A 26,285-nucleotide genomic window follows, 5' to 3' on the forward strand; every position below is an offset into this window, starting at 1 on the left:
CGCCCCGGCCAAGCAGACCGCTGTGGCCTGACCCGGCGGGGGCCGTTGCGCAGTGACTTTCTGGCTGGAGCGGTGTCCGCGTTGGCGTACGGAGCAACACACGGTCTGGCCGCTACCTCGCCACCATCACCCTGGCCAGCACACTCATCCTAAGGGAGGCCGGCAAGGTCGGCGGTGATCAGCTCCGCCACCTGCCGGATGTGCTCGGTGAGGTAGAAGTGGCCGCCCTCGTACGCCCTGAAGCGGACGTCCTCCGTCCCGTGCCGCTTCCACTCCAGGACCGCGTCCGCCGGGGTGCGGGGGTCGCGGTCGCCGGTGAGTACCGTCAGCGGGCAGGACGGTTCGGGGCCCGGCCGCCGGCGGTAGGTGCGCACGGCCCGGTAGTCGGCCCGCAGCGCGGGCAGGATCAGCTCCAGGAGCCCCGGGTCGGAGAGCAGTGCGGTGTCCGTGCCGTCGAGCGCGCGCAGGTCGTCGAGGATGCCCTCGTCGTCGGTGATCTCCTGTTCGCTCTCCACGCCACGCGAGGGTGCGGGGCATCCGGAGACGTACAGCCGGGCCGGGTTCAGGAGGCGGGCCGCCTCATACGCCACCAGGGCACCCATGCTGTGCCCGAACAGCACCAGCGGGCGGTCGTCCAGGGCCGGTTCGAGCGCGGCGACGACCTGCCGGGCCAGCTCGTGGAGGTCGTCGACGGCTGGTTCGTGCCAGCGGTCCTGGCGGCCGGGGTACTGGACGGCCAGCACGTCTGCCACCCCGCACAGTTCGGCGGAGAAGGGGACGAACCAGCCCGCGGCGCCGCCCGCGTGCGGCAGGCACACCAGCTGGACCGGGCGGGTCGCCGGGTCGGGCCTGGTGTGGAACCTGCGCAGCCAGGTCCGGGGTCCCACCGCCGCCGTCATGCGCCGGCCTCGCTCACGTCGGTGAGCGCCGCGGCGGTCGCCTCGCGCACGGTGCCGTCAGGGAGGGCGAAGACGTACGTCAGCTTCGGCAGCGCCTCGTCCAGGACGGCGAGCATCGCCGCGTGGTCGGCGCCGGAACCCCAGATGACGTCCAGCGGCGTGGTCATCACGCCGCCCGCCAGCTCGGTGCCCGGGCGGACGTACGGGCGGATGCCCTCGATGCCGTCGACCTGGCGCACGTCCATGGCTCCGTGGATCGCCTCGAGCCGGCACGGTTCCACCGGGGCCATGGTGTTGAACAGGAAGTGGACGCGGCCGCCGTAGTCGAACTCGGGGATCCGCGAGGTGTCCCCGAGTGCGAGGAGGCCGCCGAGGCGCACCATGTCGACGCCGCAGACCCGGCGGCTCATCAGGTTCAGATGGCCCGAGAGCCGGCCGTTGACCTCGATGACGCGGGGGCCGTCGGCCGTGAGCTTCAGCTCGGTGTGGGTGATGCCGTAGCGCACTCCCAGGGCGTCCAGGGCACGGGTGGTGAGGTCGGTGACCTCCTCCAGCACGTCGGCCGGCAGGTGCGACGGCCAGAAGCTGCCCAGCTCCCGGAACGGTTTGAGCAGCGGGAACTTGCCGGTGACGGCGAGGTGCCGTACGCCTTGCGGGGTACAGACGCTCTCGACGGACACGTAGTCGCCGTACGGCGCGCTCGGCACGCCCTCCAGGAGCTCCTCGACCGTGTACACGGCGTCCGCGCCCTCCGGGAACAGCCGCGGCAGCAGCTCGGCCGCCTCGGCGGCGGTCGTGACGGCGTAGGTGTCGCGGCTGCCTCCGCCGCGCACCGGCTTGACGATCGCGGGCAGGCCCACGGCGTCGTACACCTTCGGCCACTCGTCGGGTGAACCCAGCGGGTGGGAGCGGACCTTGTCGACGCCGGCGTCGCGCATCACCTGGCGCTGGCGGATCTTGTCGGTGACCGTCGCGGCCACCTCCGGGGTGTGGGACGGCAGACCCAGCGCCTCGGCGAGCTCCGCGGTCTTGCGGACCATGCGCTCGCTGTAGGTCACCACCGCGTCCGGGGCCAGGTCCCGGGCCAGGGCGATGTCGCCCTCGCTGGTGCCCGTGAGCGGTACGACCGTGCCGAAGTTCTCCAGGACCGGTCGCAGCCGTTCTGCATGGCGGGTGGGCGGGAGCAGGAACACGATGTCCCCGAGATCGGCCAGGCCGACCCCGATCTCCCCCGCGGAGGCCGCGCCGTCGTCGTAGAGCACCGCCAGGCTGCGGCGCCACTCGCTCATGCGGTGCCTCCGGCGGCCGTCGTGAGGGCGGCCTCGAAGTGACGGGCGTACTCGTGTACGCGCGCCTCGTCGAGCAGCGCGGGGTCGTAGGCGACGGAAACGCGGCTGCCGGCCTCGGCGCCGTCCACCTCGAAGTCGACGCGGAAGGGGAAGCTCGGCTTGCCCTTCACCCACCAGTCGCGGGTCCGCAGGCCCCGGGTGCCGTCCAGGTCCTCGTATACGTGGAAGTTCATGAAATTGAACGTCACGTCGAACGGCGGGCGGCCCAGCCGGCTCTCGATCTGCGCGAGCGGGAAGGCGCGGTAGGGCGCTGCGTCGCGCTCCGACGCCTGTGCCCTGCGGGCGAGCTCGGGCAGGGGGGCGCCGAGATCGGTCAGCCGCAGCGGCACCGTGTTGAGGTAGAGGCCGACCATCAGGTCGGCGCCCGGCCGCTCCGGGCGGGTGTTGACGACGACACCGGTCACCACGTCGTCGCGGCCCGTCCAGGCGGACAGGGCACGCGCGTGGGCGGCGAGCGCCAGCGACTTCAGCGAGACACCGGCGTCGCGGGCGGCGGAGCGCATGCCGTCGAGTACCGCGCCGGGCACGGTGAACTCGACGTCGGCGACCGCGTTGGCCGCGCCGTGGAACTGTCCGCGCGAGAACAGCAGCGGCTCGCTGTCGGCCTGCCGGTGCCAGAAGTCGGCGGCCTCGCCGGAGGCGAGCAGCCGGCGCTCGGCGACGATGAAGTCGTGCTCGCCGGTGGCCGGCGGCTCCGGCAGCTCGGCGCTCTCGCCGCGCAGCTTGGCGGCGTACAGCTCCAGCAGGTCCACGATGAGCCGGCCGTAGCTCCAGCCGTCGACGATCGCGTGGTGGCTGGCGATCGCGACGTGGAAGGAGTCGGGCTGGGCCACGACGTGGCAGCGGAACAGCGGCGCCCGGCTCCAGTCGATGGGCAGGGCGAGGCCCTCGCGGCTCCAGTTCCGGATGCTGTCGTGCCCCTTGGCGGGGTTGTCGTCGCCGATCCGCTCGACGGTCAGCGGGGGCTCGACGCGCTCCCACTGCAGCTGGACCGACTCCGAGTACGTGCCGAGGTCGAAGGAGGTGCGCAGCGCGGTGTGGCGGTCGCACAGTTCGGCCAGGGCCTCGCGGAACAGCTGCTCGTCGAAGGCGGCGACGGTCTCCCAGCCGATGATGGAGTGGTAGAGCTCCGGGTCACCGCTGGTCTCGCAGAGGTAGATGATGCCGACCTGGAGCGCGGACGCGGGCAGGGCCGCCGCGACACCGTTCGGGACGAGGACGCGGTCGCCGGGGTCGATGAGCGCGTCCCGCTCCGCGGCCGGTTCCGGGGCGGGGGCGGCGGGGACCTGCGTCGCCAGGTGGCCGGCCAGCTCGCGGACGGTCGGGTGGAAGAGAAGGTCCTTGAGGGTCATCGCGATGCCGCGCTCCTGCACCGCCGACACGACGCGCAGCGCGATCAGCGAGTCACCGCCCAGGGCGTAGAAGTCGTCGTCGGGGCCGACCTCGTGGCCACCGAGCTGCTCGCTGACGATGCCGGTGAGCACGGCCGTCAGGTCCGTCGCGGCGGACTGCTCCATGGTGTGGGGGTTCCTTTCGTTCATCGGCCCGCCACCGCCTTGACGCGGCGCGGTACGGCGCGGACCGGAAGGCTGGTGAAGCCCGCGACGAAGTTGGACACAAGGTGCTGCGGTTCGCCGGCCGGAACGAACTCCTCGAACCGTTCGAGGGCTTCCTCGAAGAACAGGCGCAGGGTCAGGCGGGCCACGGTCGCCCCGAGGCAGTAGTGGGCGCCGTAGCCGAAGGCGATGTGACGGTTGTCGGAGCGGCGGACGTCGAAGCGGTACGGCTCCGGGAAGATGCCGGCGTCGCGGTTGGCGGAGCCGACCCACACGGCGACGGCCTCGCCCTGGGGCACCACTCCCCCGGCGATCTCCACGTCGTCCACGGCGTAGCGCAGGAAGCTGCTGGCCGGGGAGGTCCAGCGGAGCCCTTCCTCGACGAGGGAGGGGATCAGCTCTGGGTTCTCGCGCACGGCGCGGAGCTGGTCGGGGCGCTCCATCAGCGCGAGGACGGTGCCGGCCACGGTGTGCGGGGTGGTCGCGTTGGCGCCCAGGAGGAGGCTGTAGCAGTTGACGACCACCTCCTCGCGGGTCAGTTCGCCGTCCCGCATGGTCATCAGCAGCCGGAACGCGTCGTCGCCGTCGGTGCCCCTGCGGGCCTCGTACTGGGTGGCGAAGTACTCGAAGAGCTGGTGGTGGGCGATGGCGAGGGTGGCGTGCGGGTTGCGGATGGTGAACACCGGGTCCTGCGGGGCGGCGGCCATGCCCGTCCACTGGACCAGGTCCTTCCAGTCCGGCTCGGGCAGGTCCATCAGGGCCCCGGCGACGGCCATCGGCAGCATGGTGGCCTGCTGGGCCAGGTCCCAGACGGGCCCGTCGAGGGCACCGGCGACCAGGTGGCGCACGGCAGCGCGGATCCGGTCCTCGCTGCGGGCCAGGCCGCGGCCGGTGAACATCTTGTTCAGGGGCCGGCGCAGTTCGCTGTGGCGGGGCGGGTCGGTGGCGACGAGCATCCGGCCGGAGGCGGCGTCGTCGTGTCCGAGCTGGCTGAGCAGGCTGCCGCGCTCGGAGGTGAACTCGCGGTGGTTGCCCAGCACCCGGCAGGCGTCGTGATAGCGGGTGACGTTGAAGAAGGCGCGTCCGTCGGGCAGTTCGCTGCGGTGCAGCGGGGCCTGCTCGCGCATGACGGCCCAGGCGGCGTGCGGGTCGCCCACGGCGTGGTAGGCGGCGTCGAACAGGTCGACGCGGGACAGGTCGATCGCGGCCGTGTCGGCGGCGGTGACGTCGGTCAGCTTCACCGGGTCACTCCCGCCTGCGTCAGGGACCGGGCCAGGCCGGCCGGGGTCGGGTCGAGGTAGAAGGAGATCGGGGAGATCTCCACGCCGAACTCGCGGTGCAGCTCGGCGATGAGCGCCACCGCGAGCAGCGAGTGCCCGCCGAGCTCGAAGAAGTCGTCGTCGGCGCCGATGCCCTGCAGGCCCAGGTGGTCGCACCACATGCCGGTGACGGCCTGCTCCAGGCCGCTCTCGGGAGCGCGGTGGGGGGCGTTGACCTCGGGGCGCTCCTGGACGGCGCGCTGCTCCAGCGCGGTGCGGTCGACCTTGCCGTTCGGGGTGAGCGGGAGCTCGTCGACGATCCGCACCAGGGAGGGGACGGCGTACGCGGGCAGCGTCTCGGCGAGCCGGGTGCGCATCTCGAGCGCGGAGGGCCGGGCGGCGGCGTCGGCGGGGACGACGTAGGCGATCAGCCGGGGGGTGCCGGAGCTGTCGCGCGGGGCGACGACCTCGGCGCGGGCGACGGTGGGCAGAGCGGTGAGCGCGGCCACGACCTCGCCGGTCTCGATGCGGAAGCCGCGCACCTTGACCTGGCCGTCGGCGCGGCCGAGGAACTCCAGGGTGCCGTCGGCGGCGCGGCGCGCCAGGTCTCCCGTGCGGTACATGCGCTCGCCCGGGACGCCGGCCGGGGCGGCGACGAAGCGGGCGGCGGTCAGGCCCGGGTTGCCGAGGTAGCCGTGGGCCAGGCCGGTGCCGGTCGCGTAGATCTCGCCGGTCTCGCCGTCCGCGACGGGGCGCAGCCGCTCGTCGAGGAGCAGGACCCCGGTGCCGGAGACGGGCCGGCCGACGGGGACGGCCGTCGCCCCGGTCGGTTCGGTCATGGTGTGCACGGTGGTGAACGTGGCGTTCTCGGTGGGCCCGTAGCCGTTGGCGACGACGGTGTGCGGGAGCGCGGCGAGCGCCCGGTCGACATGCGCGGCCGAGAGGGTGTCGCCGCCGGCCAGCAGATGGCGCAATGCGGGCAGGTCACGCAGCCCGAGGTCCACGGCCTGGTGGAAGAGTCCCGCGGTCAGCCACATGACGCTGACCCGCTCCTCCCTCACGAAGGAGAGCAGTCCCTCCAGGGAGAGGTCGCCGTCTGGCGCCACGGCGAGGCGGGCGCCGTTCAGCAGGGCGCCCCAGATCTCCAGCGTCGAGGCGTCGAAGGCGAGCGGCGCGAAGTGCAGGAACACGTCGTCGGCCGTGGCTGTCAGGAAGTCCGCGTCGCGCACCAGGCGCAGTACGGCACGGTGCGGGACGCACACGCCCTTGGGGGTGCCGGTGGAGCCGGAGGTGTAGGCGACGTAGGCGACGCGGTCACCGTCGGCGACCGGCGGGAGCGGGGCGATCTCGGTGTCGTCCGACGGCTCGTCACTCGGGACGATCACGGTGAGGGCGTCCCCGAGGTCGTCGGCGGAGGCCTTGTCGGCGAGGACCACGCGGACCGCGGCGTCGCGCAGGATCAGGTCGCGGCGCGCGGCCGGCTGGCGCCGGTCGAGGCCGAGGTAGGCCGCGCCGGCCTTGAGGACGGCGAGCAGGTGGACGGCGGTCGCCGCGTCGCGGCCGGCGGCCAGGGCGACGATGTCGCCGGGGCGTACGCCCTCGGCGCGCAGGCGGTGGGCCAGCCGGTTCGCGCGTGCGTCGAGTTCGGCGTACGTCAGCGTCGTGCCTTCGTCGGTGACCGCGGTGCGGTGCGGGTGCCCGGCCGCGAGGCGCGCGAACAGGGAGTCGATGGTGTCGGTCATCAGTGGTGTCCTTCGGCGGGCGAGGAGACGGCCGCGGCGGGCAGCGGGGCACCGGGCAGGGCCAGCGAGTGCAGCAGCCGCATCAGTTCGGCCGGGGCGTTCAGGAACGCGTAGTGGGCGCCGGGCAGCTCGGTGAAGGTGACCTGCTCGGACCAGTCCTGCCAGCCGGTCAGCTCGGAGGCCTCGATCTCCGGGTCCTCTCTCCAGGTGAGGGCGGTGACGGCGGAGGGCAGCCGGACCGGCTCGGGCCGGTGGTAGACCCGGTTGGCGTCGAGGTCCTGGTGCAGCACGTGCAGGGTCAGTTCGATCAGCATCGGGTGGGCCTCGCCGCCGCGGGCGACGACGAGTTCCGACAGCTCGGCGCCGAGCGCCTCGTCGGTCATGTCCAGGAAGCGGTCCTTGGGACAGTGCTGCGGGGCGACCTGTGCGGACACGACGACCTCGCTCGGCACCGGTCCGCCCAGCTCCGCGAGACGCAGCGCGGTCTCGAAGGCGGGCAGCGAGCCCGCACAGTGCCCGAAGAACACGGCAGGCCGGTCGAGGTAGGGCAGCAGCTCGTCGGCGAGGTTCCTCGCGAGGTCCTGGTAGGTGCCGTAGTGCGCCTCGCGGAAGCGGTTCTCGCGGGCCGGCAGCTGCACGGGGCAGATCTCGACGTCGCCGATCATCCGCGGCCACTGGTTGAACATCGAGGCGCCGACCCCGGAGTAGGGGAAGCAGAAGACGCGGGCGGCCGCGTCGTCCGACGGCTTGCGCAGCAGGGAGCGCGGGAACTTCGCGGGTGCGGTCGTGCCGGCCTGGGCGGATGCGGTCATGCCTTGCTCTTCTCTGCGGCCTCGGCCCCGGACTCGTGCGCGGCCTCGGATTCGGGTACGTCGGTCACGGTGTGAACGGAGCGCAGCAGCAGGACGGCCGGTCCCGCGAGCATGATCAGTGCGGCGGCGCCGTACAGCGCGGCCTGCACGCCCACGGCGTCGGCCACGGGCCCGGCGCCCGCCATGCCCAGCGGCACCAGGGCGAAGGAGCCCAGGGACTCGTAGGACATGACGCGGGACAGGGCGTGCGGCGGCACGTTCTTCTGCAGCGACGTGTCGAGCAGGACCTCGTAGACGTCGATGACGATGCCGGCCAGGAAGGTGGCGACGGCGATCGCGGCGAGCGGCGCCTCGGCGGCCATGAGCAGCACCGACAGCGGGAAGCCCATGGTGAGCAGGGCGGCCGCGCGCACCGGGCGGCGCGGGCGGAACTTGATGGCCACGACGCTGCCCACGATGAAGCCGAGGGCCTGCGCGATGAGCACCACGCTCCAGGCTCCGGCCCCGCCCAGGGACCGGTCGGCCATGACCGGCCCCAGGACGTAGAAGCTGCCGGCCAGCAGGACGTTGACGTAGGCGAGTTGGGAGACCATGACCCAGACCCACTGCTTGGCCGTGAACTCTTGCCAGCCTTCGCGGATCTGCCGGATCAGTGTGGGCGCGCCGGACGGCGGCGGCTGGTGGGCGACCTTGACGCCGAGCAGCAGCAGCGCGGAGAGCGTGAAGGTCGCGGCCGGCACGACCATGGTGTTCCCGGCCCCGATGGTGGAGACCAGTACACCGCCGAGGGCCGCGCCGAGGATGCCGCCGCCCCGCATGGACAGCTTGAGCAGGGAGTTCGCCGACTGCAGGTCGTCGCCCGAGACGAGCAGCGGCATCGCGGAGCGCGAGGCGGGCTCGAAGAGCGCCGTGGCTGCTCCGGACAGGGCCGCGAATCCGGCCAGCAGCCACGGGGTGGCGTACCCGGTGATGACCAGGGCGGCGGCGAGCCCCTGGGTGAGGCCGGCCGCCAGGTCGGCCCCGACCATGACGCGCAGCTTCGGCAGGCGGTCGGCGATCGCCCCGCCCAGCAGGACGAACGTGACCTGGCTGAGCAGCCGCGCGGCCAGGACCACGCCGAGCATCGTCGGGGAACCGCCGGGCAGGTGCAGCACGGTGAACGCGAGGGCGATCGGGGCAATCGCGTTGCCGAGCAGGGAGGTCGACCTGGCGGCGAACAGCGCGAGAACCGAGCGGTCCTTGAGGACCGCGAAGTCGCTGGTCATATCTGTGCGCCCTCCTCGACCGGGGTGGGCCGCAGGTCGGTCCAGTTCGCCTCCACGTAGGCGAGGCACGCCGCACGGCTGTCGGTCGGCAGAGCGACCGACCAGCCGGCCGGCACGTCGGCGAACCCGGGCCACAGCGAGTGCTGTCCCCTGGCGTTGACGATCACCTGGAAGCGGCCTGTCTCGTCGTCGAACGGATTGGTCATCGGTCATTCCCCTGCTTCGGGCTGCGCTGGGCAGCGGTGATCTCGGCCAGCGCCTCTGCGAGGACCGGCCCCATCTGGGCCAGCGACTCCGGCTGGTTCATGGCGGTGTGGGTGGTCTTGACGGAGTGCCAGGTGACCCGGCCGGCGACGTACTGCTCCCAGACGTCAGGCATCGGCGCGCCGTCGTTGCGGCCCTCGGTGGCCAGGAAGAAGAGCACGTCCCCGAGGAACTTCTCCGGCTCGTGGTCCTTGACGATGTGGCGGTTGTGGGACATCGCCGTCAGCAGCGCGACCAGCTGGTCCTCGGTGAGGCTCGCCAGCGCGCCGGTGTCCTGCTTGAGCACCTCGAGGACGTCGGTGATCTCCTTGGAGCCCGCCTGCGGCACCACGCCGGGCCGCTCGGGGTCGAGGAGGGCGGCGACCATGTTCTGCTCGTCGACACGGTAGTGGTCGGGCACGCCCGGGTAGCAGTCGAGCATGGTCAGCAGCGCCGTCTCCTCGCCCTCGGCCTGCAGCCGGGTGGCCATCTCGAAGGCGACGACGCCGCCGAAGGACCAGCCCAGGAAGTGGTAGGGCCCCTCGGGCTGGATGCGCCGGACCTCCTGGACGTACGCCGTCGCCATCTCCCGTACCGTCGCGGGCATGTCGTCGGGGTGCAGCAGGCCGCGGGCCTGGATGCCGTAGACGGGCATGTTCTCCGGTACGTACTTCAGGAAGCTGGAGTAGCTCCAGGCGAGGCCGCCGCCGGGGTGGATGCAGAACAGTGGCTTCAGGTCGCCGCCGGTGCGCAGCGGCAGGACCGTCTCAAGGGCGGCCGCTCCGTTGTCGACGCCGGCCCGTTCGGCGAGGCCGGCCACGGTGGGCGCCTCGAAGAAGGAGACCATCGACAGCTCGAGCCCCAGGGCGGTACGGACCCGGGCGATGAGCCGGGCGGCCAGCAGCGAGTGCCCGCCGAGCTGGAAGAAGTCGTCGTCGATGCTGACGTGCGGGAGGCCGAGGACCTCGGCGAACAGCTCGCACATGACCTCTTCGCGCGGGCTGCGGGGGGCGCGGCCGGAGGCGGTGGCGCCGACCTCGGGGCGCGGCAGCAGGTCGCGGTTGAGCTTGCCGTTGCCGCGCAGCGGCAGCGCGTCGAGCAGGACGTAGGCGGCCGGGACCATGTAGTCGGGCAGCCGGGCGGCGACCTGGCCGCGCAGCTCGTCCGGGGTCGGCGCCTCGGTGCCTTCGACAAGCACGACGTAGGCGGCCAGGCGCCGGTCGCCCGGCTGGTCCTCGCGCACGACGACCGCGGCGCGGGCGACGGCCGGGTGCTCGGCCAGTACCTCCTCGATCTCGCCGGGCTCGATGCGGAAGCCGCGCAGCTTGACCTGGCCGTCGGCACGGCTGACGAAGTCCAGCGTGCCGTCCTTGCGCCGCCGGGCGAGGTCGCCGCTGCGGTACATGCGCTCGCCCGGCTCGCCGAAGGGGTCGGCGACGAAGCGGCCGGCGGTCAGGCCCGGGCGCCCCAGGTAGCCGCGGCCGACACCGATGCCGGCCAGGTACACCTCGCCTACGACGCCGACGGGCACCGGGTTCAGGTGCGCGTCGAGGACGTGGACGCGGGTGTGGGACAGCGGGCCGCCGATCGGGATGCGCCCGTCGAGGTCCGCCGCGGCGACCGGGTGGACGCAGGACATCATCGTGTTCTCGGTGGGCCCGTACTGGTTGACGACGTCGCAGCCCCACTCGTTCAGGAGCGTGCCCGCCTCCGGGGCCCGCAGCGCCTCGCCGCCGGTGCCGACCAGGCGCAGCGCGGCGACGTCGGCGGGCTGGATGTCGTACGAGAGCACGGCTTCGAGCAGGGACGGGACGATGAACAGGATCACCGTGGGGCGTACGGCGCGCAGTTCGTCGACGACGACGCGCGGGTCGCGGGCGCCGTCGGCGGGGAGCAGCGCCACCGTGGCGCCGACGGCGAGCGGCGCGAACAGTTCGCGTACCGACGGGTCGAAGCCGAGCGCGGTGATCTGCAGGCTGGTGTCGGCCGGGGTGAGACGGAAGCGCTCGATCACGTCGGTGAGGCGGGTGGCGACACCCCGGTGCTCGATCAGGACGCTCTTGGGGCGGCCGGTGGAGCCCGAGGTGTAGATGATGTACGCCAGGTCGCCCGGGCCCGCGACGGGGGCGGGGCGGTGCACGGGGGCAGCTGCGAGTTCCTCGTCGCGGTCGGCCCGCAGCAGCCGTACCGGCTCGGGCAGGGCGAGGTCGTCGCCGAGGTCGCTCTCGGTGAGCAGGACGGTGGCGCCGCAGTCGGCGAGCATGAACTCGCGCCGCTCCGCGGGGTGCTCGGCGTCCAGCGGTACGTAGGCGCCGCCGGCCTTCCACACGCCGAGGATCGCCGCGACGGCTTCCGGGCCGCGCCGCAGGCACAGCGCGACGCGGCTGTCCGGGCCGACGCCGAGGGCGCGCAGTCGGTGGGCGTACTGGTTGGCGCGCTCGTCGAGTGCGTGGTAGGTCCAGGCGGTGGCGGCCTGGGTGAGGGCGACGGCGTCAGGGGTCGCGTCGACCTGGCGTTCGATCAGTTCGGTGGTCAGTTCGGTGGTGGCGGGCCGCGTCGAGGTGTCGTTCCAGCGCACCAGCGACGCCCGCTCCGCTTCGGTCAGCAGGTCGACCTGGCTGATCCGGGTGGCGGGGGCGGCGGCGACGGCGCGGAGCAGCCGGGCGAGGCGGCCGGCGATCGACTCGACGGTGTCACGGTCGAACAGCGCGGTGCTGTACTCCAGGGCGGACCGGATGCCGAGGGCTTCGCCGTCGGCGCCGCGCCGCTCCTCGAACTTGAAGGACAGGTCGAACTTGGCGGTGCCGCTGAGGACGGGGTAGGCGGTGCCGGTGACGCCGGGCAGGCCGAAGTCGTCCGGGATGCTGTTCTGGGCGGCGACCATCACCTGGAACAGCGGGTGGCGGGCGGCCGAGCGCACCGGATTGAGCGCCTCCACGAGCCGCTCGAACGGCAGGTCCTCGTGGTCGAAGGCGGAGAGGTTCACGGCGCGCAGGCGGCCGAGGAGTTCGACGAAGCTGGGGTCGCCGGAGGTGTCGGCGCGCAGGACCAGACTGTTGACGAAGAAGCCCACGAGCGGGGTCAGCGCGTCATCGGTTCGGCCGGCCACGGCGTTGCCGAGCGGGATGTCGGTGCCCGCGCCGAGCCGGGTGAGCAGGGCGGCTACGGCGGCCTGGAGCACCATGTTGACGGTGGTGCCGGTGGTCCGGGCCAGGGCCGCGACCGCCGTGTGCAGCTCCTGGTCGAGGTCGCCCACGACCATGTCGCCGGCGAAGTCGCCGCCGGTGGGGCGGGGCCGGTCGGTGGGAAGTTCGAGCTCGTCCGGCAGGTCCGCGAGCGTCTCCGTCCAGAACTTCAGCTGGCGTGAGACGAGGCTGTCCGGGTCGTCCTCGTCCGCGAGCAGGTCGTGCTGCCAGGCGGCGTAGTCGGCGTACTGGACCGGCAGCGGCTCCCAGTCGGGTGCCGCGCCGTCCAGGCGTGCCGTGTAGGCCTGAGCCAGGTCGCGGATGAGGGGTTCGAGCGACCAGCCGTCGCCCGCGATGTGGTGCAGGACGAGGAGCAGGACCCACTGGTCGTCACCGGTGCGCAGCAGCCGGGCGCGCAGCGGCAGGTCGCGCGTCAGGTCGAAGGGGGCGCGAGCGGCGGCCGTCACCTGGTCGTCGACCAGCTCGGGCGCGCTCTGGACGACCTCGAGCTCCGGCCGGGCGTCGGCGGCGGCGAGGACGCTCTGATGGGCGACGCCGTCGCGCTGCGGATAGACGGTGCGCAGCACCTCGTGGCGGGCGACCACGTCATGTACGGCGGCCTCGAGCGCGGCGACGTCGATGGTGCCCGTGAGGTGCAGGGCGTGCGGGATATGGTAGGCCGCCGTGCCTTCGTGGACCTGCTGGAGGAACCAGAGCCGCTGCTGGGCGTACGAGAGCGGGGCGTCGCCCTCGCGGGTGCGGGCCCGCACGGCCGGGCGGGTGCGTCCGACGTGGGTCCGTGCGGCGAGCGCGCCCGGGGTGCGGGCGTCGAAGAGGTCCTTGACCGCGACCTCGAGGCCCAGGACGGCGCGGATGCGGTTGACGAGGCGGATCGCCATGAGGGAGTGGCCGCCGAGGGTGAAGAAGTCGTCGTCCGGGGTGACCGAGGTGCGCCCGAGTACCTGCGCGAACAGCTCGCACAGCAGTTCCTCACGCAGCGAGCGGGCGGACACCGCCCCGGCGCCCGCGGCGGTGTCGGCGGCCGTCGCGGCCGGGGTGGGCAGCCTGTCACGGTCCAGCTTGCCGTTGACCGTCATCGGGAAGTCGTTCAGCGCCTGGAAGGCGACGGGCACCATGTACGAGGGCAGCAGCGCGAGCAGGTGGTCGCGCAGCCGCGCCACGTCCAGGGCGGCGCCCTCGGCGGGCACGACGTATCCGGCGAGCTCGCGCTCCCCGTCGAACTCCTTGACGGCCACGGCCGCCTGGCGCACGTCCGGGTGGGCGGCCATCGCGGTCTCGATGTCGCCGAGCTCGATGCGGAAGCCCCGGATCTTGACCTGGGCGTCTCGGCGGCCGCGGTACTCGAGGTCGCCGTCGGGCAGTCGGCGGGCGAGGTCGCCGGAACGGTAGCCGCGCAGCGGCGAGCCGTCGGCACCGGCAAGGGTGACGAACCGGTCGGCGGTCAGGTCGGGCCGGCCGAGGTAGCCGAGGGCGACACCGGGACCGGTGACGACGATCTCGCCGGTCTCGCCGTCGGCCACGGGGGTGAGGTCCTCGTCGAGGAGCTCGATGCCGAGGTCCGGCAGGGGGCGGCCGATGAGGCTGCGGTCCTGCTCCAGGTCCGCGGCCGTCACGCGACGGTGGGTGGCGTGCACGGTGATCTCGGTGATGCCGTACATGTTGACGAGCTCGGGAGTGGCGTCGCCGTACTTGTCGATCCAGGGCGCGAGGTCGGAGAACCTCAGGGCCTCGCCGCCGAAGACCACGGAACGGACGGACAGCCGGTCCTCGTGGTCGCGCTCCTCGGCGATCAGCTGGCCGAAGGCGGTGGGGGTCTGGCTGAGCATGGTGACCCGCTCGTCCCGCAGCAGGGCGCGGAAGCGCGCCGGGTCCTTGGCGATGTCGCCGGGGACGATCACGACGCTGCCGCCGTACAGGATCGCGCCCCAGATCTCCCAGACGGAGAAGTCGAAGGCGAAGGAGTGGAACATCGACCACACGTCGTCGGGTCCGAAGCCGAAGAGCGGCTCGGTCTCGGTGAAGAGGCGTACGACGTTGCCGTGGGTGACCTCGACGCCCTTGGGGCGGCCGGTGGTTCCCGAGGTGAAGATGATGTACGCCCGGGTTCCCGGGGCGATCGGCACGGGCCGCAGGAGCGCGGCCGCTGTGTCCTGCGCGGGGCCGTCGAGGACGAGGACGTCCTGGCCGGCGGGGAGTGCGGGTGCCAGCCGGGCGGTGGTGAGCACGAGCGCGGGCGCCGCGTCCTCCAGGATCGTGGCGAGGCGGGCCGCCGGGGCTCCCGGGTCGAGCGGCACGTAGGACGCGCCGGTCTTCAGAACCGCGAGGGCGGCCACCACCATGTCGCAGGAGCGCTCCAGAAGGATGGCGAGCGGACGGGCGGGCTCGTCGGTCCGCGCCTGGATCCGCGCCGCCAGCGCGGTCGACGCGGCATCGAGCTGCGCGTAACTGAGCGTGTCCGGCCCGCACTTGACGGCGACGCGTTCCGGATGGCGCTCGACGGTGGCCATGAAGGCACTCACCAGAGTCGCTTCGGTCGAATGGTTGGCAGCGCTGTTCGGCATGCCCGGATCCCCCGCTTCCGAGAAGGGTGCGACGTACGTCCGCACTCGACCGGAAAGTGATCGGCGGAACCGTACTGATGGCGAGAACGTAAGATCACTTGCCAGTCCTTGTCAATCTATTGCCTAACTCCAGGCAACTGACTACCTTCAGGCTGTAATCCCTGGTCAGGCACTTCGGGACACGGCCCGGCCCATCGTTGCCACCGCCGGGCCCCACCCCGGCCCGAGGTGGCGAAGAGAAAGAGAAGCCCTCATGAAACGCATCAGCCGCATACTCCTGACCGCCCTCGCCGCGGTCGCCCTGGGCACCTGCGCGACCGTCGCCGCACAGGGCGGGGAACCCACCCGGAACGCAGCGCAGCAGGCATCCATCGAATGGCCGTGAGAGCACTCGCCCACCGCCGATTCAGTCACTGTTTGACTCGTCAAGTACCTGATTGACAAAATCGCGGTCAGGGAGGGGGAACACGGACACGAGCCCGGGACGAAACATGCTGACGCAGCCCTCATTCGGCCGCCGACTGAAGCAACTTCGGCAGCAGCGCGGAAAGACCCAGTCGGACCTCACCGGCCCCGGTATGTCCTCCGCCTACCTGTCGCGCCTCGAATCGGGCGCCCGACCGCCCACGGAGCGCGCCGTCGCCATCCTCGCGGAACGCCTCGGCGTCCCGACCGGCGCCTTCGAGGCGACGGACCCGTCGGACCTGGTGGACGTCCTCGCCGCGGTCCTCGTGGCGGGCGACGAGTCCGGCCACGCCCGGCGGATGCTGGAGTCGGCGCTCTCCCGCGCGGAGCACGTGGACGTGGGCCTGCAATGGCAGGCCCACGCCCACCTGGCCCGACTCCTCACGGCCGACGGCGAGCGGTCCGAGGCGCGCGCCACGCTGACCACGCTGGTGGCGCTCTCGGACGAGCTCGGCCACGCCGTACTGCGCGTCTACTCGCGCCTGCATCTCGCCCGCGTCCAGCGGGACCTGGGCGAGGCCGACCCGGCCCGGACCACGGCACTCGAAGCGCTCCGGATCGGCCGTGAGGACTCCCTCGACAACCACGACATGCTGCGATGTCGGCTGTTGCTCGCCTCCGTCACGGCCGAACTCGGCGACCTCGCCGAGGCATTCCGGCTCAGCGAGGAGGCCTGCGCCCGGCTGGGGACGCAGACCGGCGTGCTGGCGGCGCAGGCTCTGTGGACCGCCGCGACGGTCTCGACCCGCCAGGGCAACCACGAGCTGTCCGCCTCCTTCCTGGAGCGGGCGATGGCCGCCCTGTCCAGCCGCGAGGACCTGCTGCTGTGGATGCGCCTGCGCCACGCCGCCGCGGCGCTCGCCCTGCAGGCGCTGCCGCCCGCCCCCGACAAGGCGCAGCGGTACCTGGACGAGGCCCGCCCCGCCCTGGAGCTCGTCGGCACGGCGCAGCACCAGCAGGAGTACGCCTTTTTGCTGGCCCAACTCGCCTACGTGCGCGGCGAGTACGAGGAGGCGGCACGCCTCTGCGAGCAGGCCGCCGCCGAGAAGGTCCAGCTGAACTTCCGGGACCGGATCCGCATGGAGATGCTCAGGGAGCAGATCCTTGTGAAGCAGTCCGACCCCACGGCCCGCGCACGCCTGTGCGCCCTGGCCGGCGAGGCCCAATCCCGCGGCATGCTCGACCTCACCGCCGAGGTGTGGCGGGCGGTGGCAGAAGCACAGCAGTGACGGCCCCCGGGCCGCGGCAGTCCGCGGCCCGGTCGGGCATGAGCCTGGCGTGACCGGGAGCGTGTCGGGCATGAGCCTGGCGTGACCGGGAGCATGTCTGGCGACAGCGCCGCCGCCTGGGCGGTGACGGCCGTCATGAACGGTGCGGACGGGCCGTCAGGTCGCGGATGTCTTCGGTGGCGAATTCCAGGGTGGTGACGGCGCCGAAGTTGCCTCCGCCGCCTCCGCACAGGGCCCAGAACAGGTCGTTGTCCGGGGTCGGCGAGTCCGGGCGGACGCGGCGGATGCCTCGACATCATGCTGTGCGGGAAACATGTCGAACGCATCCGGCCATGCCTGAGAAAGCCAGGCCATTCGAACTCGCCCCGGAAGCGGTACAAATGACCACCCGCCAGACACCCCGCAACACACGCGCCAGTCGCCGCTACGCTGAACACGCCCGCCCTGGGCGGGGCCGCGCCCCGCAGGGACGCTCTCAGGCAGAGAGTCGCCGCAGGACCGCCGTCCGCGCGGCGCGCACCACCGCCCACGCGGACGACACCACCACAGGTGTCCGCTGTCCTTGACCTCTCTGCTCAGGGGAGCAGCATCATGGCCCGGGACAACGTTCCCGCGCCCGTCCAGCCGCTCAGCCCCGCTCCCGCCCCTCAGCAGCCCGTTGTCGGTGCCGGCCTGACCGCTGCGACAGCCCGTGGCGGCGCCCAGGGTGCCGACCGGCCCATCACGGCTCGGCTGGTCGACAAGTTCCTCGCCAACCCGCCGGACTGGCTCAGAGCCCTGTGGCACGCGCTGCCCCAGCCCTGGGAGTAGTCACCGCGGCCGGGCACGGCTGCCCTGCCCGGCACCGCCGCTCCTGTCGTCAGGCGGCGCTGGACTCGTGGGCAGGGCCACCGCGCCGCTCCACCCACCGCGGGTCGTCCAGGGTGGCCTCCGGCTCGGCGGCGCCGGCGCCCTCGAGGAACACGACCAGGGCGTGGTCGCTGTAGGCGGTGCCGAGGCAGAGTGGCCGCGTCACAGAAGCTGAGCCGAAGCCCATTGCCGCGTACGAAGCCACCGTCCCGTGGCTCACTCCAGTACCAAGAGCACCGCCAGAGCGACGAGGAGGGAGTCGATCCGGTCGAGGATGCCGCCGGAGCCGGGCAGCCACCGGCCGGCGTCCTTGGCGCGGGCGCCTCGCTTGACCATCGACTCCAGCAGGTCCCCGAGCGGGCCGCCGACCGCCACGGCCACCGCCGTCTGCCACGTCAGGGAGGACAGCACGGCCAGCGTGAGGAGACCGCCCGCGGCGCCGGCCAGCGTGCCGCTCCACCGCTTGGCGGGCGACAGCGGGGAGAGCCGGGGGCCGCCGATCCGGCGGCCCGCCGCGTACGCGACGATGTCGGCGATCGACACGGCCACGAACAGAACGAGGCCGAGGGCGCCGGACGATACGAGGCCGGCCAGGGTGCCCAGCCACACGAGCCCCAGCAGGCCCGCCCCCATGCGGCAAAGTCCGTGCTCCGCGTCGCCTGAGAGCAACGGCACCCCGGCGATCGCAAGCGCCCCGGCCGCCGCCGTCCGAAGCACCTCCGCGGGGGCCAGCCAGGCGGTCAGGACGAGTCCGACGATCGCCGCGCCCAGCACCGTCCGGTCCACCCGCCCCAGGAGGAGCAGCCCGCCGAACTCCGCCACCGCGACCACACCGACCACGGCCGCGAGCACCGCGATCCCCGGTGGACCGAGCCAGTACGCGGCGGTCACCAGCGGCACTGCCAACGCCCACACGCACCAGCGGACCATCAGTTCCCGGCGCCGGGTCGCCGCCACCGCGACGCCCCCGACCGCCAGTGCCCCGCCGAGATACGGCACGAGATGGGCGACCGTCGTCATCGCGAGGCCCGGACCGGCGCGCCCGGCACCACTGCGGCCGGCGCGCGCAGTGCATCCAGGGCGCTCCGGCACGCGGCCACGATCCGCGCGTTCTCCGCCGTGTCGCGGACGGCGATCCGGACGGTCCGCCCCTCGTACGCCGGGGACATCGGCGACAGGTCACGCAGGAACACGCCGTGCCGCCGGCACTCGCGCACCAGCTGCGCCGCGCTCGGACCGGCCGGCGGCAGGGTCACCGTGAGGAAGTTCGCCACCCCCTCGTCGACCGAGGAGAATCCGTCCAACTCTTCGAGGTCGTCCGCCAGTCCCCGGCGCAGTACATGGGTGCGGGCCCAGCGCTGCGCGTAGTACGCGGGGTCGCGCAGCGCCGTCACGGCGGCCAGCTGGGCCGGCAGGCTCACGGGCCACGGCGGCGTCCAGCGCCGCAGCTCCCCGGCCGTCTGCGGATCGGCCACCAGGTACGCGGCCCGCATCCCCGACAGCGCGTACATCTTCGACAACGAGGTGCAGACCACGACCCGGGCGTCGACCGCGGCGAATCCGGCAAGCGAGTCCGCCGGATCGGCATACCCCAGGTACGCCTCGTCGATCCACCACCGGGTCCGCGCGGGCGAGGCCTCGATCACCGCGCGCAGCGCGTCGGCCGGGGCGTGGCGGCCGGTCGGGTTGTTCGGGTTGACCACCACGACGAGGTCGTACCGTCCGTCGCCGGTCACGGTGGCGAGCCGGGCCGGGTCGAGCAGCCAGCCGTCCTCCCGGCGCAGCTGGAGCCGGTCGACCCGGCAGCCGATCACCCGCTCGGTGACATGGGCGTACTCCCCATAGCCCGGATCGAGCAGGAGCACCCGGCTGCCCGGCGTGAGCCACCGGCCGAACGCGCGGAAGATCAGATCCGACGAGCCCGCCCCGACGACCAGCGACTCCACCGGCAGCCCGCGGACCCCGGCGATCTCCGCGAGCAGTCCCTCCGCGCCCGTCGGCGGCGAGGTCCGGGCCGCCCACCCCGGATCCTCCGAGAGGACCGCGCGGACCCCTGGGGACGGTGGGAACCAGGCGTCCAGCACATCCGCCGCGACCACCTCGTGACGGCGGGTCAGGGTGCGGAAGTCGGTGCCGATCGCACGGAAGAACGCCCCGCCGTGCTCACAGCCGTCCGCACGCGGCGCGAAGGGCACGTCGAGCCGCCAGTCGAGGCCCGTCCGCAGCCGCTGCAGGATCCGGCCGTGGCGCTCCGCGACCGTCCTCGTCAGCTCGGCCACAAAGCCGCTGAGCACCTCGAAGGAGACCGCGCCCGAGCGGACCGTGCGTCCCACCGGCCGCAGCCCGGCGGCGAGGTACATGTCGAGCAGCTCCGTGCGTCCCATCGCCACCACCCGGCGGCCGCCCCGCGCCGCGACCCAGCGCAGCGCCGCGTACATGAGGAGTGGCGCCGTCGCGGTGGACCGCCAGTGCTCCTCGACGGTCAGGAGGCGGATCTCGAACGGCGCCTCCTCGGTCAGGACCGGCAGGTCCTCGCGCGTCAGGTGCTTGTCGAGGGAGTAGCGGCCGGCCCACGGTGGGGTGAGGCTGACGAAGCCGATCCGCGTCTCGCCGCGCGCGGCCACGAGATAGACGTTGTCGCCGTCGAGTCCGTCACTCAGCCTTCCCGACGGATCCAGCGGATGCTGGCCGAGCTCCTTTGCGTACACGCGGTGGCGCAGTTCGTGGATCCAGTCGTGATCCCCAGGCGTGGCAGTGCGCAGCTGCAGGGCGTGGTCCATGCGTTTTGTTCCCCCTGAGACGGTCCCGTGTTCGCCCCCAGCATGGAAGAGTTGGGCAGGCGGCACCTGAGTACGCGTACTCAGCCGGAGCGCGCAGGAGTTGGAAGCGGTACAGGTCAGGGCCGAGTCCATGGACAGGTGTCGAACCACCGGCGTCGGCCGTGCCCCGGCACGCATGCTCGGCCACACCGGCATCGTTTGTTCACCGGTTCGGGGGGCGCTGAAGTCGGAATGTGACCGAACGCAACCCACGGGTGCCGGCTCGGACGACGGTGCGATGAGGCCCCTGCCCCGTGCTGTCCGAAGCGGTTGGGGCCCAGAGCCATCATCCATGGTTCCGGGCCGGGACCGTGACCGGATGCGACGCCCGTTGGGGGCCGCAGGGCGAGCACCAGGTCGTCATCCGCCTGGGCGCCTGTGGTCTGCCGTCACGTACGTGAGTGCTGTTGGCGAAGTCCGAGCCGGAAGTCCGTGCCGGGCTCCGGGTAAAAGGCGTGTCCGGACGCGGGCCGGACGTCGGCACGTGACGGACGACAGCGCCATGGACGCCGATGTGCTGCCGGTCCCGTCCGTCCGGGAGGTCGCTCAGGCCGGGTGCGGGTAGGTGCAGCACGTCGTACTGCTCGGTGGCACCTGGTCCGGCGCGGACGTGTCAGCCCACAGCCCGAACCGCAGCAGCCGCGAGTGGTGGGTGCCCGACGGCCAGTGCGGCGGTGTGGACGCCGTCGTGGCGGGAGAGGCGGCACAGTTGCTCCATCTCCTGCTCGATCAGTGCCGACAGGCCCAACCCTGTCCGCTTCGGGTCCGCGTCGGAGGGCACGGGCGTGAGGCGGCGTGAGGCTGCCTTGGGAGGTGCCGTGCGGGCGGGGCCGGCGTGGTCTTCGGGGGGGCAGTTCCTCGGCAGCCTTGGGATACGGCCTTGTCCGGCTCGATCTGCCGAACGATCAACCTCCGGACCAGGAGCACATGCGCGACCGGGTCACCTCAGCGGCGCGAGACTGTCTCGGCACAGAAGCGCACCAGAACCACAGCCTTTGAGCTACGTCGCATGACCCACCGTGACCGGTTCACGGAAAGCGAGCCAGAACCGCTGCCCGTGAACCAAGCCACCTGATACGTCTTGCGGCTGCACGAGATGGCCTCTGCTGCCTCGCCAAGGCTCAGTGCGGCCTCGGCGGCTTCGCCGTCTCCCGCTGCGGAATGCAACGTGTCGCCGCGTCACTCGGCCGAGGAGGAGATCCACGGCGCGCGGATGACCGAGGAGCTGGCCGCCTACGGCTACCAGACCAGCCCCGGCACCCTGTGTCCGACGCTGCACCGGCTGGAGGCCGACGGACTGCTCACTTCGAAGCACGGGGTGGTCGAGGGCTGGATACCCGGCGGATGTACACGCGACCGAGGCCGGGAAGAAGGCTCTGGCCGAGGACTGGAAGGCGCTGAAGGAGCTCGCCCGTGAGGCTTGGCGACGAGGCACCGCAGCGATCTGGCCAGTCAACGGTTCGGGGTCAGGAGTTGCGCGGGGCTGCCAGGCCGGATTCGTAGGCCATGACGACGAGCTGGGCGCGGTCGCGCGCGTGGAGCTTGGCCATGGCCCGGTTGATGTGGGTCTTGGCTGTCGACGGGCTGATGACCAGGCGGTCGGCGATCTCGTCGTTGGACAGGCCCTGGGCGGCCAGGGCGACTGCCTCGCGTTCGCGGCTGGTCAGCTCCTCCAGCCCGCTGCCGGCGCGGGTGAGGGGCGGCTGGGTGACGTACCGGTCGATAAGCCTGCGGGTGATCGCGGGCGCGAGCAGGGCGTCGCCCCGGGCGGCGACGCGTACGGCGTGCAGGAAGTCTTCCGGCACGACGTCCTTGACGAGGAAGCCGGCGGCGCCGGCGCGCAGCGCGTCGAAGACGTACTCGTCCATGCCGTAGTTGGTCAGCATGACGACGTGTACGCCCGCCAGGGCCGGGTCCGCGGCGATGCGCCGGGTCGCTTCGATGCCGTCCATCACGGGCATCTGGATGTCGACGAGCGCGACGTCGGGCAGTAGCTCCTTGGCGAGCGCCAGGCCCTCTTGGCCGTTGGCGGCCTCGGCCACCACCTCGATGTCGCCTTCGAGGGCGAGCAGCGCGCGAAAGCCGCTGCGGATGAGCGGCTGGTCGTCGACCAGCAGGACCCGGATCACGACGCTCCGTTCGTGGGAAGTTCCGCCTGGACGGTGAAGCCGCCCGCGCTGCGCGGCTCGGTACGCAGTCGGCCGCCCAGGGCCGTGACGCGTTCGCGCATGCCGAGCAGCCCGAGCCCGGGCGTCGGCGCGGGGTGCGAGGTGGCCTTTCCGTTGTCGTCGACGCGGATGGCGAGGGCGCCCTGCCGGTAGTCGATGAGCACTGAGGCAGTGGTTGCGGCGGCGTGCCGGGCGACGTTGGTGAGCGACTCCTGAACGATCCGGTAAGCGGTCCGGCCCACTGCGGCCGGCACGCCGTACGGATGTCCTTCGATCGTCAGCGTCGTCTCCAGGCCGGCCCCTTGGAACCCTTTCACCAGCTTGGGGATGTGGTCGAGTCCGTGCGGCGGGGTGGTGTCGTCGTCGCGCAGCGCCTCAAGGGTCGCGCGCAGCTCCCGGCTCGCCTCCCGGCCGGCTTCCTGGATCGCCAGCAGGGCCTCTGGCACCTGCTCGCCCCGCCGCCGGGCCACGTGGACGGCGACCTCGGCCTGCACCTTGATGACCGAGATCTGGTGGGTGAGCGAGTCGTGCAGCTCCCGCGCGATGCGCAGCCGCTCCTGGTCGGCCCGGCGCCGGGCGGTCTCCTCGCGGGTGCGCTCGGCCTCGTCCGCCCGCCGTTCCGCCTGCCGCACCGCCTCCCCGGCCGCGAAGGCGGCGATCAGCCAGGCGAGCTCAAGGGTGTTCCGGGCCTGCGCCACGACCTCGCGCGCGGATCCGTCGTGGGAGACCAGGGCGGTGAAGTGGAGCACGGCCACCAGGCCCACGGAGACAGCCAGCGCGACAGTGCGGTGCCCGGAACGCACCGCGCCGTAGACCGCGACCAGGTAGGAGACGGCCAGCACCTCGAACCCTGCCCCCAGGTAGCCCACCGCGCACAGCCCGGTGACAGCCAGGACCACGAGCGGCGCCCGGCGGCGGGCGGCCAGCGCCAGCCCGCCGGCCGCCAGCAGTGCGGAGCCGAGCAGCTCGCGCAGCCCGGGCGGGTGTGGCCCGGACAGCCCGGTGCCCAGCAGCAGCGCCGCCACCCCCACGGCGATCACCCAGTCGGTGACCGCCGCCGGGGCAGCGAACCGTCCCTCGTCCATAAGTGCACCGTAGCCGGATGCGGTTCTGGGCGAGTCCGGCTCATGAAGGAGCAGTCGGTACCGCATGTGCGGTACCGGCGCGCCGCCTGCCGCATCCGCGGTACCCGGATGCCGCGGATACGGCAGTAAAAAGTGCCTGCGTCTGCTGGACGTTCGGCAGAGGGTCGGGCACGCATGCTCAAGGCGCATCGAATCTCGCAATCAGCGACGGAGAAGGAGGAGAGCGGCATGAGCACTTCAGCAGCGCTGATGGTGGCCGCCGAGGGCGGGATCATCGGCGACGGGCGGACCGGGGCCAATCTGGCCTTGGGAGTAGGGCTGCTCAGCCTGGCTATCGCCTGGCTGGCCCTGGCCCGCGCCGGCGGCCGGACCAGCATCGGCAACGCACGCACCGGCGGGATCTCGGCCATCGCGGCAGGGCTGGCCGGCACAGGCCTCGCGGTGCTGCACCTGGCCACCTCCAGCGGCGGCCCCGGAACCGGCAACGGGCTCGTCGGCGCCATCGTCGCCGTCCCGCTGGGACTGGGCGCCGTGCTCCTCGGCCGCCGGGCACTGACCCGCTCCCGCAGCGCCGACCGGCCGATCGATCGGACGACCGTCTGACCCTCATCTCCTCAGCGGCGTGCGGGTGACCACAACTGACTGCCTACGGTGAAGCCGTGACGCCGCCTTCCGATGACACTGCCGACCACGTGCCCCGTGCCGGTGCGGGCTGTACTGCCCGCCGACCCGGTCCTGGGGCGTGAGCAGCAGCAGGTGCTCGCCCGGCTGTGGAGACGGCGGCAAACGCCCTCAGGCTGAACCTGCTTCGAGAGGCTGCCGTCGTATCGCAACGTTTTCGAGGACGGCAACATGGGAGCGGCGGAGTACCGGGTTGGAGTACGCGCCCCGAGCAGGTACGGCCGGTCGCCGGTGCCGACTGGCACCAGGTGGACACCGAACGACCGACGGCGCCGCCGGAATCGACCGCGCGCGAACTGCTTGGGCCGCGTCGGCCCTCCGGGTGGGTACTGCGGAAACTGCCCGGCGGCCACGGCCCGCACCGTGCCGCCCTGAACACCCCGGGCTCGGCACCGGCCGATGCCGAAGTCCGCGCCGAGACGGAGCGCACCCGCACCGTTATGAGAGCGTTCGAGGCCGCCGCCCTCACAGCCGAAACCGGCCACAGCAGCACGGGGCGCGGCCGGATCCGGCTGCGCCCCGCCGAAGGAGTTCCCGTCCTCGGTTACCCGGATGACGCCATCTGGTCGCCGCCGTCCTGCGCTCGGCCGTCCGCCACGCCGGGCCCAAAGCCCTAACCCGGCACTGGCCCGGCACTGGCCCGGCACCGACGATGGGCTCACCGTCATACGCCGTCTCACTGGCCGGCCCGCCGGCCCCACCTGATAAGCCCGGCGGGAGACACTCCTCCCTGTCCTTGTGATGATCGCCGCCCCGTTCAACACGGCCACGCCATCCGCAGTCGCCGGCTTCGACGGCGGGGCCCCGGGAACCCCCAACCAGCGATGGCACCACAACTGTTGCACCGACCACGGCGAGCAGACCAGGCACCGAGCCGCACGAGTACCGCCGTCACACCCACACCCACACAGCACCAGCCCCGCCCCTGGATGGCGCCGCACCACGGAAGCAGGTGACCACCTAACCGTGTGTTCGTTCGCCTGGAGGACGAGTGGTATCAGGTAGCTGTCACGGCAGGACCAGCCTCAACACCTCTGAGGTTTCCAGATCGGACGGACAGAACCTAGGCGTGTCTCGCCGATCATGCCGGGAAGGTGAGAAGGGGCTCGACCGGATGGCCACATACCCCGTCGGCGGGGTGCGTCAGTGGACGATCTCGGCGCGGATGCGCTCGTCCGGCGTGGCGATGTCCCAGTAGTAGGCGGTGCCGCTCGCGCCGATGTAGACGCCGGTGCCACCGGTGATGGCCATCTCGAGCTCCGGCGCTCCCCTTTCCCACAGGGCCTGCATGGTCAGGGAGCCCTTCTCGAGCCGGGCCGTGATCACGCACTGCGACGTCTGCTTGTCACCTTCGATGCGGACGACCTCGCACGTACCGCCCCCGAGTCCGACCATGCGACCGTCCTTCGACGTGGTGCCGGAGAAGGCGTTCATGTCGCCCTGGCTCGGCCCTGCCGCGCCGAGGTCGACCGACTCGTACTGCAGGTTCTCGACCTTGAGCTCGAGGACCTCGACACGCTTCTTCGGGGCCGTCGCCGTGTCAGCGGCACCGGCACTGCCGACGGCGAGGACGCCGAGGGTGGCGGCGGCCAGGGAGACGGCGACGAACCTCTTCATGGGCATGATAAATCCCCTCGCGATTGAACTCTCTTGCCACGACACGCACTTGACTGCTCTGTGCGACGCCTTCGACGCTATGGCGGGCGGAATCGCTACGTCCAAGACGAATATCGCTATGGCGTCATGCCACGGGAGGCATGACGAGGGGACGCTCGACGCACGGTCGGCGAACTCGCGCAGGGTTCCCGGTACGGGTACGCGGACGGACATGGGCCCAGGGGGTCTTGCCTGCGGGCCGGGCTCGTGGCCGGTGGCGGGATCACCGCCAGCACTCGCCTGCCAAAAAGGGCTCGAAGAACGAGGACTCGGGCGCTCCCACGGCAGCCTGACCAGCAATCCACTTCGCCTGCGACGGCCGGGGCCGACCGCTGACCTTGCTGGTCACCGCCGGAAACCGCAACGACTGCACCGGCCCGACCGGGGGGTCGCGGACAAGGGCTACTCCGCCCGCAGCTGCCGGGCCTACCTCCGCCAGCG

20 protein-coding genes are annotated in these 26,285 nt (G+C 72.4%); 5 read left to right on the forward strand and 15 right to left on the reverse strand.

The features are described 5' to 3' along the window. Positions 1 to 149: 149 nt before the first annotated feature. From AMK31_RS36125 to AMK31_RS36165, 9 genes are read right to left on the reverse strand one after another with little or no spacing between them, the layout of a single operon-like run. Entirely contained in the window at positions 150 to 899 is a 750-nt protein-coding gene (locus AMK31_RS36125) for a thioesterase II family protein (protein ID WP_073944989.1), read from the reverse strand. Continuing rightward, positions 896 to 2,188 (reverse strand): ATP-grasp domain-containing protein, encoded by a 1,293-nt coding sequence (locus tag AMK31_RS36130; RefSeq protein WP_073944990.1) that lies wholly within the window; start codon positions 2,186 to 2,188, stop codon positions 896 to 898. Before AMK31_RS36130 ends, AMK31_RS36125 begins: the two co-directional genes overlap by 4 nt. Continuing rightward, positions 2,185 to 3,765 carry a condensation domain-containing protein gene (locus AMK31_RS36135; RefSeq protein WP_073944991.1) on the reverse strand — a complete coding sequence of 527 codons (1,581 nt, stop codon included), beginning with the start codon at positions 3,763 to 3,765 and terminating at the stop codon, positions 2,185 to 2,187. The genes AMK31_RS36130 and AMK31_RS36135 overlap by 4 nt, the downstream gene beginning before the upstream one ends. Positions 3,766 to 3,785: 20 nt before the next feature. After that, the gene (locus AMK31_RS36140) at positions 3,786 to 5,045 is read right to left on the reverse strand and encodes a cytochrome P450 (RefSeq protein WP_073944992.1); all 1,260 of its coding nucleotides are present in this window, start codon (positions 5,043 to 5,045) and stop codon (positions 3,786 to 3,788) included. Next, positions 5,042 to 6,805 carry a non-ribosomal peptide synthetase gene (locus AMK31_RS36145; RefSeq protein WP_073944993.1) on the reverse strand — a complete coding sequence of 588 codons (1,764 nt, stop codon included), beginning with the start codon at positions 6,803 to 6,805 and terminating at the stop codon, positions 5,042 to 5,044. The genes AMK31_RS36140 and AMK31_RS36145 overlap by 4 nt, the downstream gene beginning before the upstream one ends. Continuing rightward, the gene (locus tag AMK31_RS36150) at positions 6,805 to 7,617 is read right to left on the reverse strand and encodes a thioesterase II family protein (RefSeq protein ID WP_073944994.1); all 813 of its coding nucleotides are present in this window, start codon (positions 7,615 to 7,617) and stop codon (positions 6,805 to 6,807) included. The genes AMK31_RS36145 and AMK31_RS36150 overlap by 1 nt, the downstream gene beginning before the upstream one ends. Continuing rightward, positions 7,614 to 8,882, reverse strand: coding sequence for an MFS transporter (locus tag AMK31_RS36155; RefSeq protein ID WP_073944995.1), 1,269 nt, complete (start codon positions 8,880 to 8,882; stop codon positions 7,614 to 7,616). The genes AMK31_RS36150 and AMK31_RS36155 overlap by 4 nt, the downstream gene beginning before the upstream one ends. Then, positions 8,879 to 9,088 carry an MbtH family protein gene (locus tag AMK31_RS36160; protein ID WP_073944996.1) on the reverse strand — a complete coding sequence of 70 codons (210 nt, stop codon included), beginning with the start codon at positions 9,086 to 9,088 and terminating at the stop codon, positions 8,879 to 8,881. The genes AMK31_RS36155 and AMK31_RS36160 overlap by 4 nt, the downstream gene beginning before the upstream one ends. Beyond that, positions 9,085 to 14,892 carry an amino acid adenylation domain-containing protein gene (locus AMK31_RS36165; RefSeq protein ID WP_073944997.1) on the reverse strand — a complete coding sequence of 1,936 codons (5,808 nt, stop codon included), beginning with the start codon at positions 14,890 to 14,892 and terminating at the stop codon, positions 9,085 to 9,087. Before AMK31_RS36165 ends, AMK31_RS36160 begins: the two co-directional genes overlap by 4 nt. A 253-nt stretch (positions 14,893 to 15,145) precedes the next feature. Here AMK31_RS36165 and AMK31_RS42220 point away from each other — a divergent pair, with 253 nt between their 5' ends. The 3 genes from AMK31_RS42220 to AMK31_RS36175 all read left to right on the forward strand — a co-directional run bounded on the left by AMK31_RS42220 (position 15,146) and on the right by AMK31_RS36175 (position 17,396). After that, positions 15,146 to 15,277, forward strand: a complete 132-nt coding sequence (locus AMK31_RS42220; RefSeq protein ID WP_274535992.1) for a hypothetical protein — start codon at positions 15,146 to 15,148, stop codon at positions 15,275 to 15,277. Positions 15,278 to 15,383: 106 nt separating this feature from the next. Further along, positions 15,384 to 16,586, forward strand: a complete 1,203-nt coding sequence (locus AMK31_RS36170; RefSeq protein WP_073944998.1) for a helix-turn-helix domain-containing protein — start codon at positions 15,384 to 15,386, stop codon at positions 16,584 to 16,586. A 591-nt stretch (positions 16,587 to 17,177) separates the two neighbouring features. Next, positions 17,178 to 17,396 carry a hypothetical protein gene (locus AMK31_RS36175; RefSeq protein ID WP_143204297.1) on the forward strand — a complete coding sequence of 73 codons (219 nt, stop codon included), beginning with the start codon at positions 17,178 to 17,180 and terminating at the stop codon, positions 17,394 to 17,396. Positions 17,397 to 17,445: 49 nt separating this feature from the next. On the opposite strand, the gene AMK31_RS40810 is transcribed toward AMK31_RS36175, so the two are convergent. From AMK31_RS40810 to AMK31_RS36185, 3 genes are read right to left on the reverse strand one after another with little or no spacing between them, the layout of a single operon-like run. Next, the gene (locus tag AMK31_RS40810; protein WP_158074572.1) at positions 17,446 to 17,601 is read right to left on the reverse strand and encodes a hypothetical protein; all 156 of its coding nucleotides are present in this window, start codon (positions 17,599 to 17,601) and stop codon (positions 17,446 to 17,448) included. 50 nt (positions 17,602 to 17,651) lie between these two features. Then, positions 17,652 to 18,455, reverse strand: coding sequence for a phosphatidate cytidylyltransferase (locus AMK31_RS36180; protein WP_198948649.1), 804 nt, complete (start codon positions 18,453 to 18,455; stop codon positions 17,652 to 17,654). Next, positions 18,452 to 20,215 (reverse strand): pyridoxal phosphate-dependent aminotransferase, encoded by a 1,764-nt coding sequence (locus AMK31_RS36185; RefSeq protein ID WP_073945000.1) that lies wholly within the window; start codon positions 20,213 to 20,215, stop codon positions 18,452 to 18,454. The genes AMK31_RS36180 and AMK31_RS36185 overlap by 4 nt, the downstream gene beginning before the upstream one ends. Positions 20,216 to 21,467: 1,252 nt before the next feature. On the opposite strand from AMK31_RS36185, the gene AMK31_RS41880 reads away from it, so the two are divergent. After that, positions 21,468 to 21,671, forward strand: coding sequence for a helix-turn-helix transcriptional regulator (locus tag AMK31_RS41880; protein WP_241842840.1), 204 nt, complete (start codon positions 21,468 to 21,470; stop codon positions 21,669 to 21,671). 49 nt (positions 21,672 to 21,720) lie between these two features. On the opposite strand, the gene AMK31_RS36200 is transcribed toward AMK31_RS41880, so the two are convergent. After that, a complete protein-coding gene (locus AMK31_RS36200; RefSeq protein ID WP_073945003.1) occupies positions 21,721 to 22,383 on the reverse strand; it encodes a response regulator in 663 nt (220 codons plus the stop codon). After that, positions 22,380 to 23,507, reverse strand: a complete 1,128-nt coding sequence (locus AMK31_RS36205; RefSeq protein ID WP_073945004.1) for a sensor histidine kinase — start codon at positions 23,505 to 23,507, stop codon at positions 22,380 to 22,382. The genes AMK31_RS36200 and AMK31_RS36205 overlap by 4 nt, the downstream gene beginning before the upstream one ends. Positions 23,508 to 23,735: 228 nt before the next feature. Between AMK31_RS36205 and AMK31_RS36210 the strand changes: the two genes are divergently transcribed. Continuing rightward, entirely contained in the window at positions 23,736 to 24,110 is a 375-nt protein-coding gene (locus tag AMK31_RS36210; protein WP_073945005.1) for a DUF6223 family protein, read from the forward strand. Positions 24,111 to 25,331: 1,221 nt separating this feature from the next. On the opposite strand, the gene AMK31_RS36215 is transcribed toward AMK31_RS36210, so the two are convergent. Beyond that, positions 25,332 to 25,811 carry an allene oxide cyclase barrel-like domain-containing protein gene (locus AMK31_RS36215; RefSeq protein WP_073945006.1) on the reverse strand — a complete coding sequence of 160 codons (480 nt, stop codon included), beginning with the start codon at positions 25,809 to 25,811 and terminating at the stop codon, positions 25,332 to 25,334. Positions 25,812 to 26,285 lie beyond the last annotated feature (474 nt).

It is taken from the genome of Streptomyces sp. TSRI0107 (assembly GCF_001905845.1).
Lineage (GTDB): Bacteria > Actinomycetota > Actinomycetes > Streptomycetales > Streptomycetaceae > Streptomyces.

Coding starts and splice junctions, on each gene's coding strand:
- AMK31_RS36170 (WP_073944998.1), top strand. CDS start 15,384: ATGCTGACGCAGCCCTCATTCGGCCGCCGACTGAAGCAACTTCGGCAG.
- AMK31_RS36165 (WP_073944997.1), bottom strand. CDS start 14,892: ATGCCGAACAGCGCTGCCAACCATTCGACCGAAGCGACTCTGGTGAGT.
- AMK31_RS36175 (WP_143204297.1), top strand. CDS start 17,178: ATGGCCCGGGACAACGTTCCCGCGCCCGTCCAGCCGCTCAGCCCCGCT.
- AMK31_RS36215 (WP_073945006.1), bottom strand. CDS start 25,811: ATGCCCATGAAGAGGTTCGTCGCCGTCTCCCTGGCCGCCGCCACCCTC.
- AMK31_RS36155 (WP_073944995.1), bottom strand. CDS start 8,882: ATGACCAGCGACTTCGCGGTCCTCAAGGACCGCTCGGTTCTCGCGCTG.
- AMK31_RS36125 (WP_073944989.1), bottom strand. CDS start 899: ATGACGGCGGCGGTGGGACCCCGGACCTGGCTGCGCAGGTTCCACACC.
- AMK31_RS36150 (WP_073944994.1), bottom strand. CDS start 7,617: ATGACCGCATCCGCCCAGGCCGGCACGACCGCACCCGCGAAGTTCCCG.
- AMK31_RS42220 (WP_274535992.1), top strand. CDS start 15,146: ATGAAACGCATCAGCCGCATACTCCTGACCGCCCTCGCCGCGGTCGCC.
- AMK31_RS36160 (WP_073944996.1), bottom strand. CDS start 9,088: ATGACCAATCCGTTCGACGACGAGACAGGCCGCTTCCAGGTGATCGTC.
- AMK31_RS36185 (WP_073945000.1), bottom strand. CDS start 20,215: ATGGACCACGCCCTGCAGCTGCGCACTGCCACGCCTGGGGATCACGAC.
- AMK31_RS36130 (WP_073944990.1), bottom strand. CDS start 2,188: ATGAGCGAGTGGCGCCGCAGCCTGGCGGTGCTCTACGACGACGGCGCG.
- AMK31_RS36205 (WP_073945004.1), bottom strand. CDS start 23,507: ATGGACGAGGGACGGTTCGCTGCCCCGGCGGCGGTCACCGACTGGGTG.
- AMK31_RS36145 (WP_073944993.1), bottom strand. CDS start 6,805: ATGACCGACACCATCGACTCCCTGTTCGCGCGCCTCGCGGCCGGGCAC.
- AMK31_RS36135 (WP_073944991.1), bottom strand. CDS start 3,765: ATGGAGCAGTCCGCCGCGACGGACCTGACGGCCGTGCTCACCGGCATC.
- AMK31_RS36180 (WP_198948649.1), bottom strand. CDS start 18,455: ATGACGACGGTCGCCCATCTCGTGCCGTATCTCGGCGGGGCACTGGCG.
- AMK31_RS41880 (WP_241842840.1), top strand. CDS start 21,468: ATGACCGAGGAGCTGGCCGCCTACGGCTACCAGACCAGCCCCGGCACC.
- AMK31_RS36210 (WP_073945005.1), top strand. CDS start 23,736: ATGAGCACTTCAGCAGCGCTGATGGTGGCCGCCGAGGGCGGGATCATC.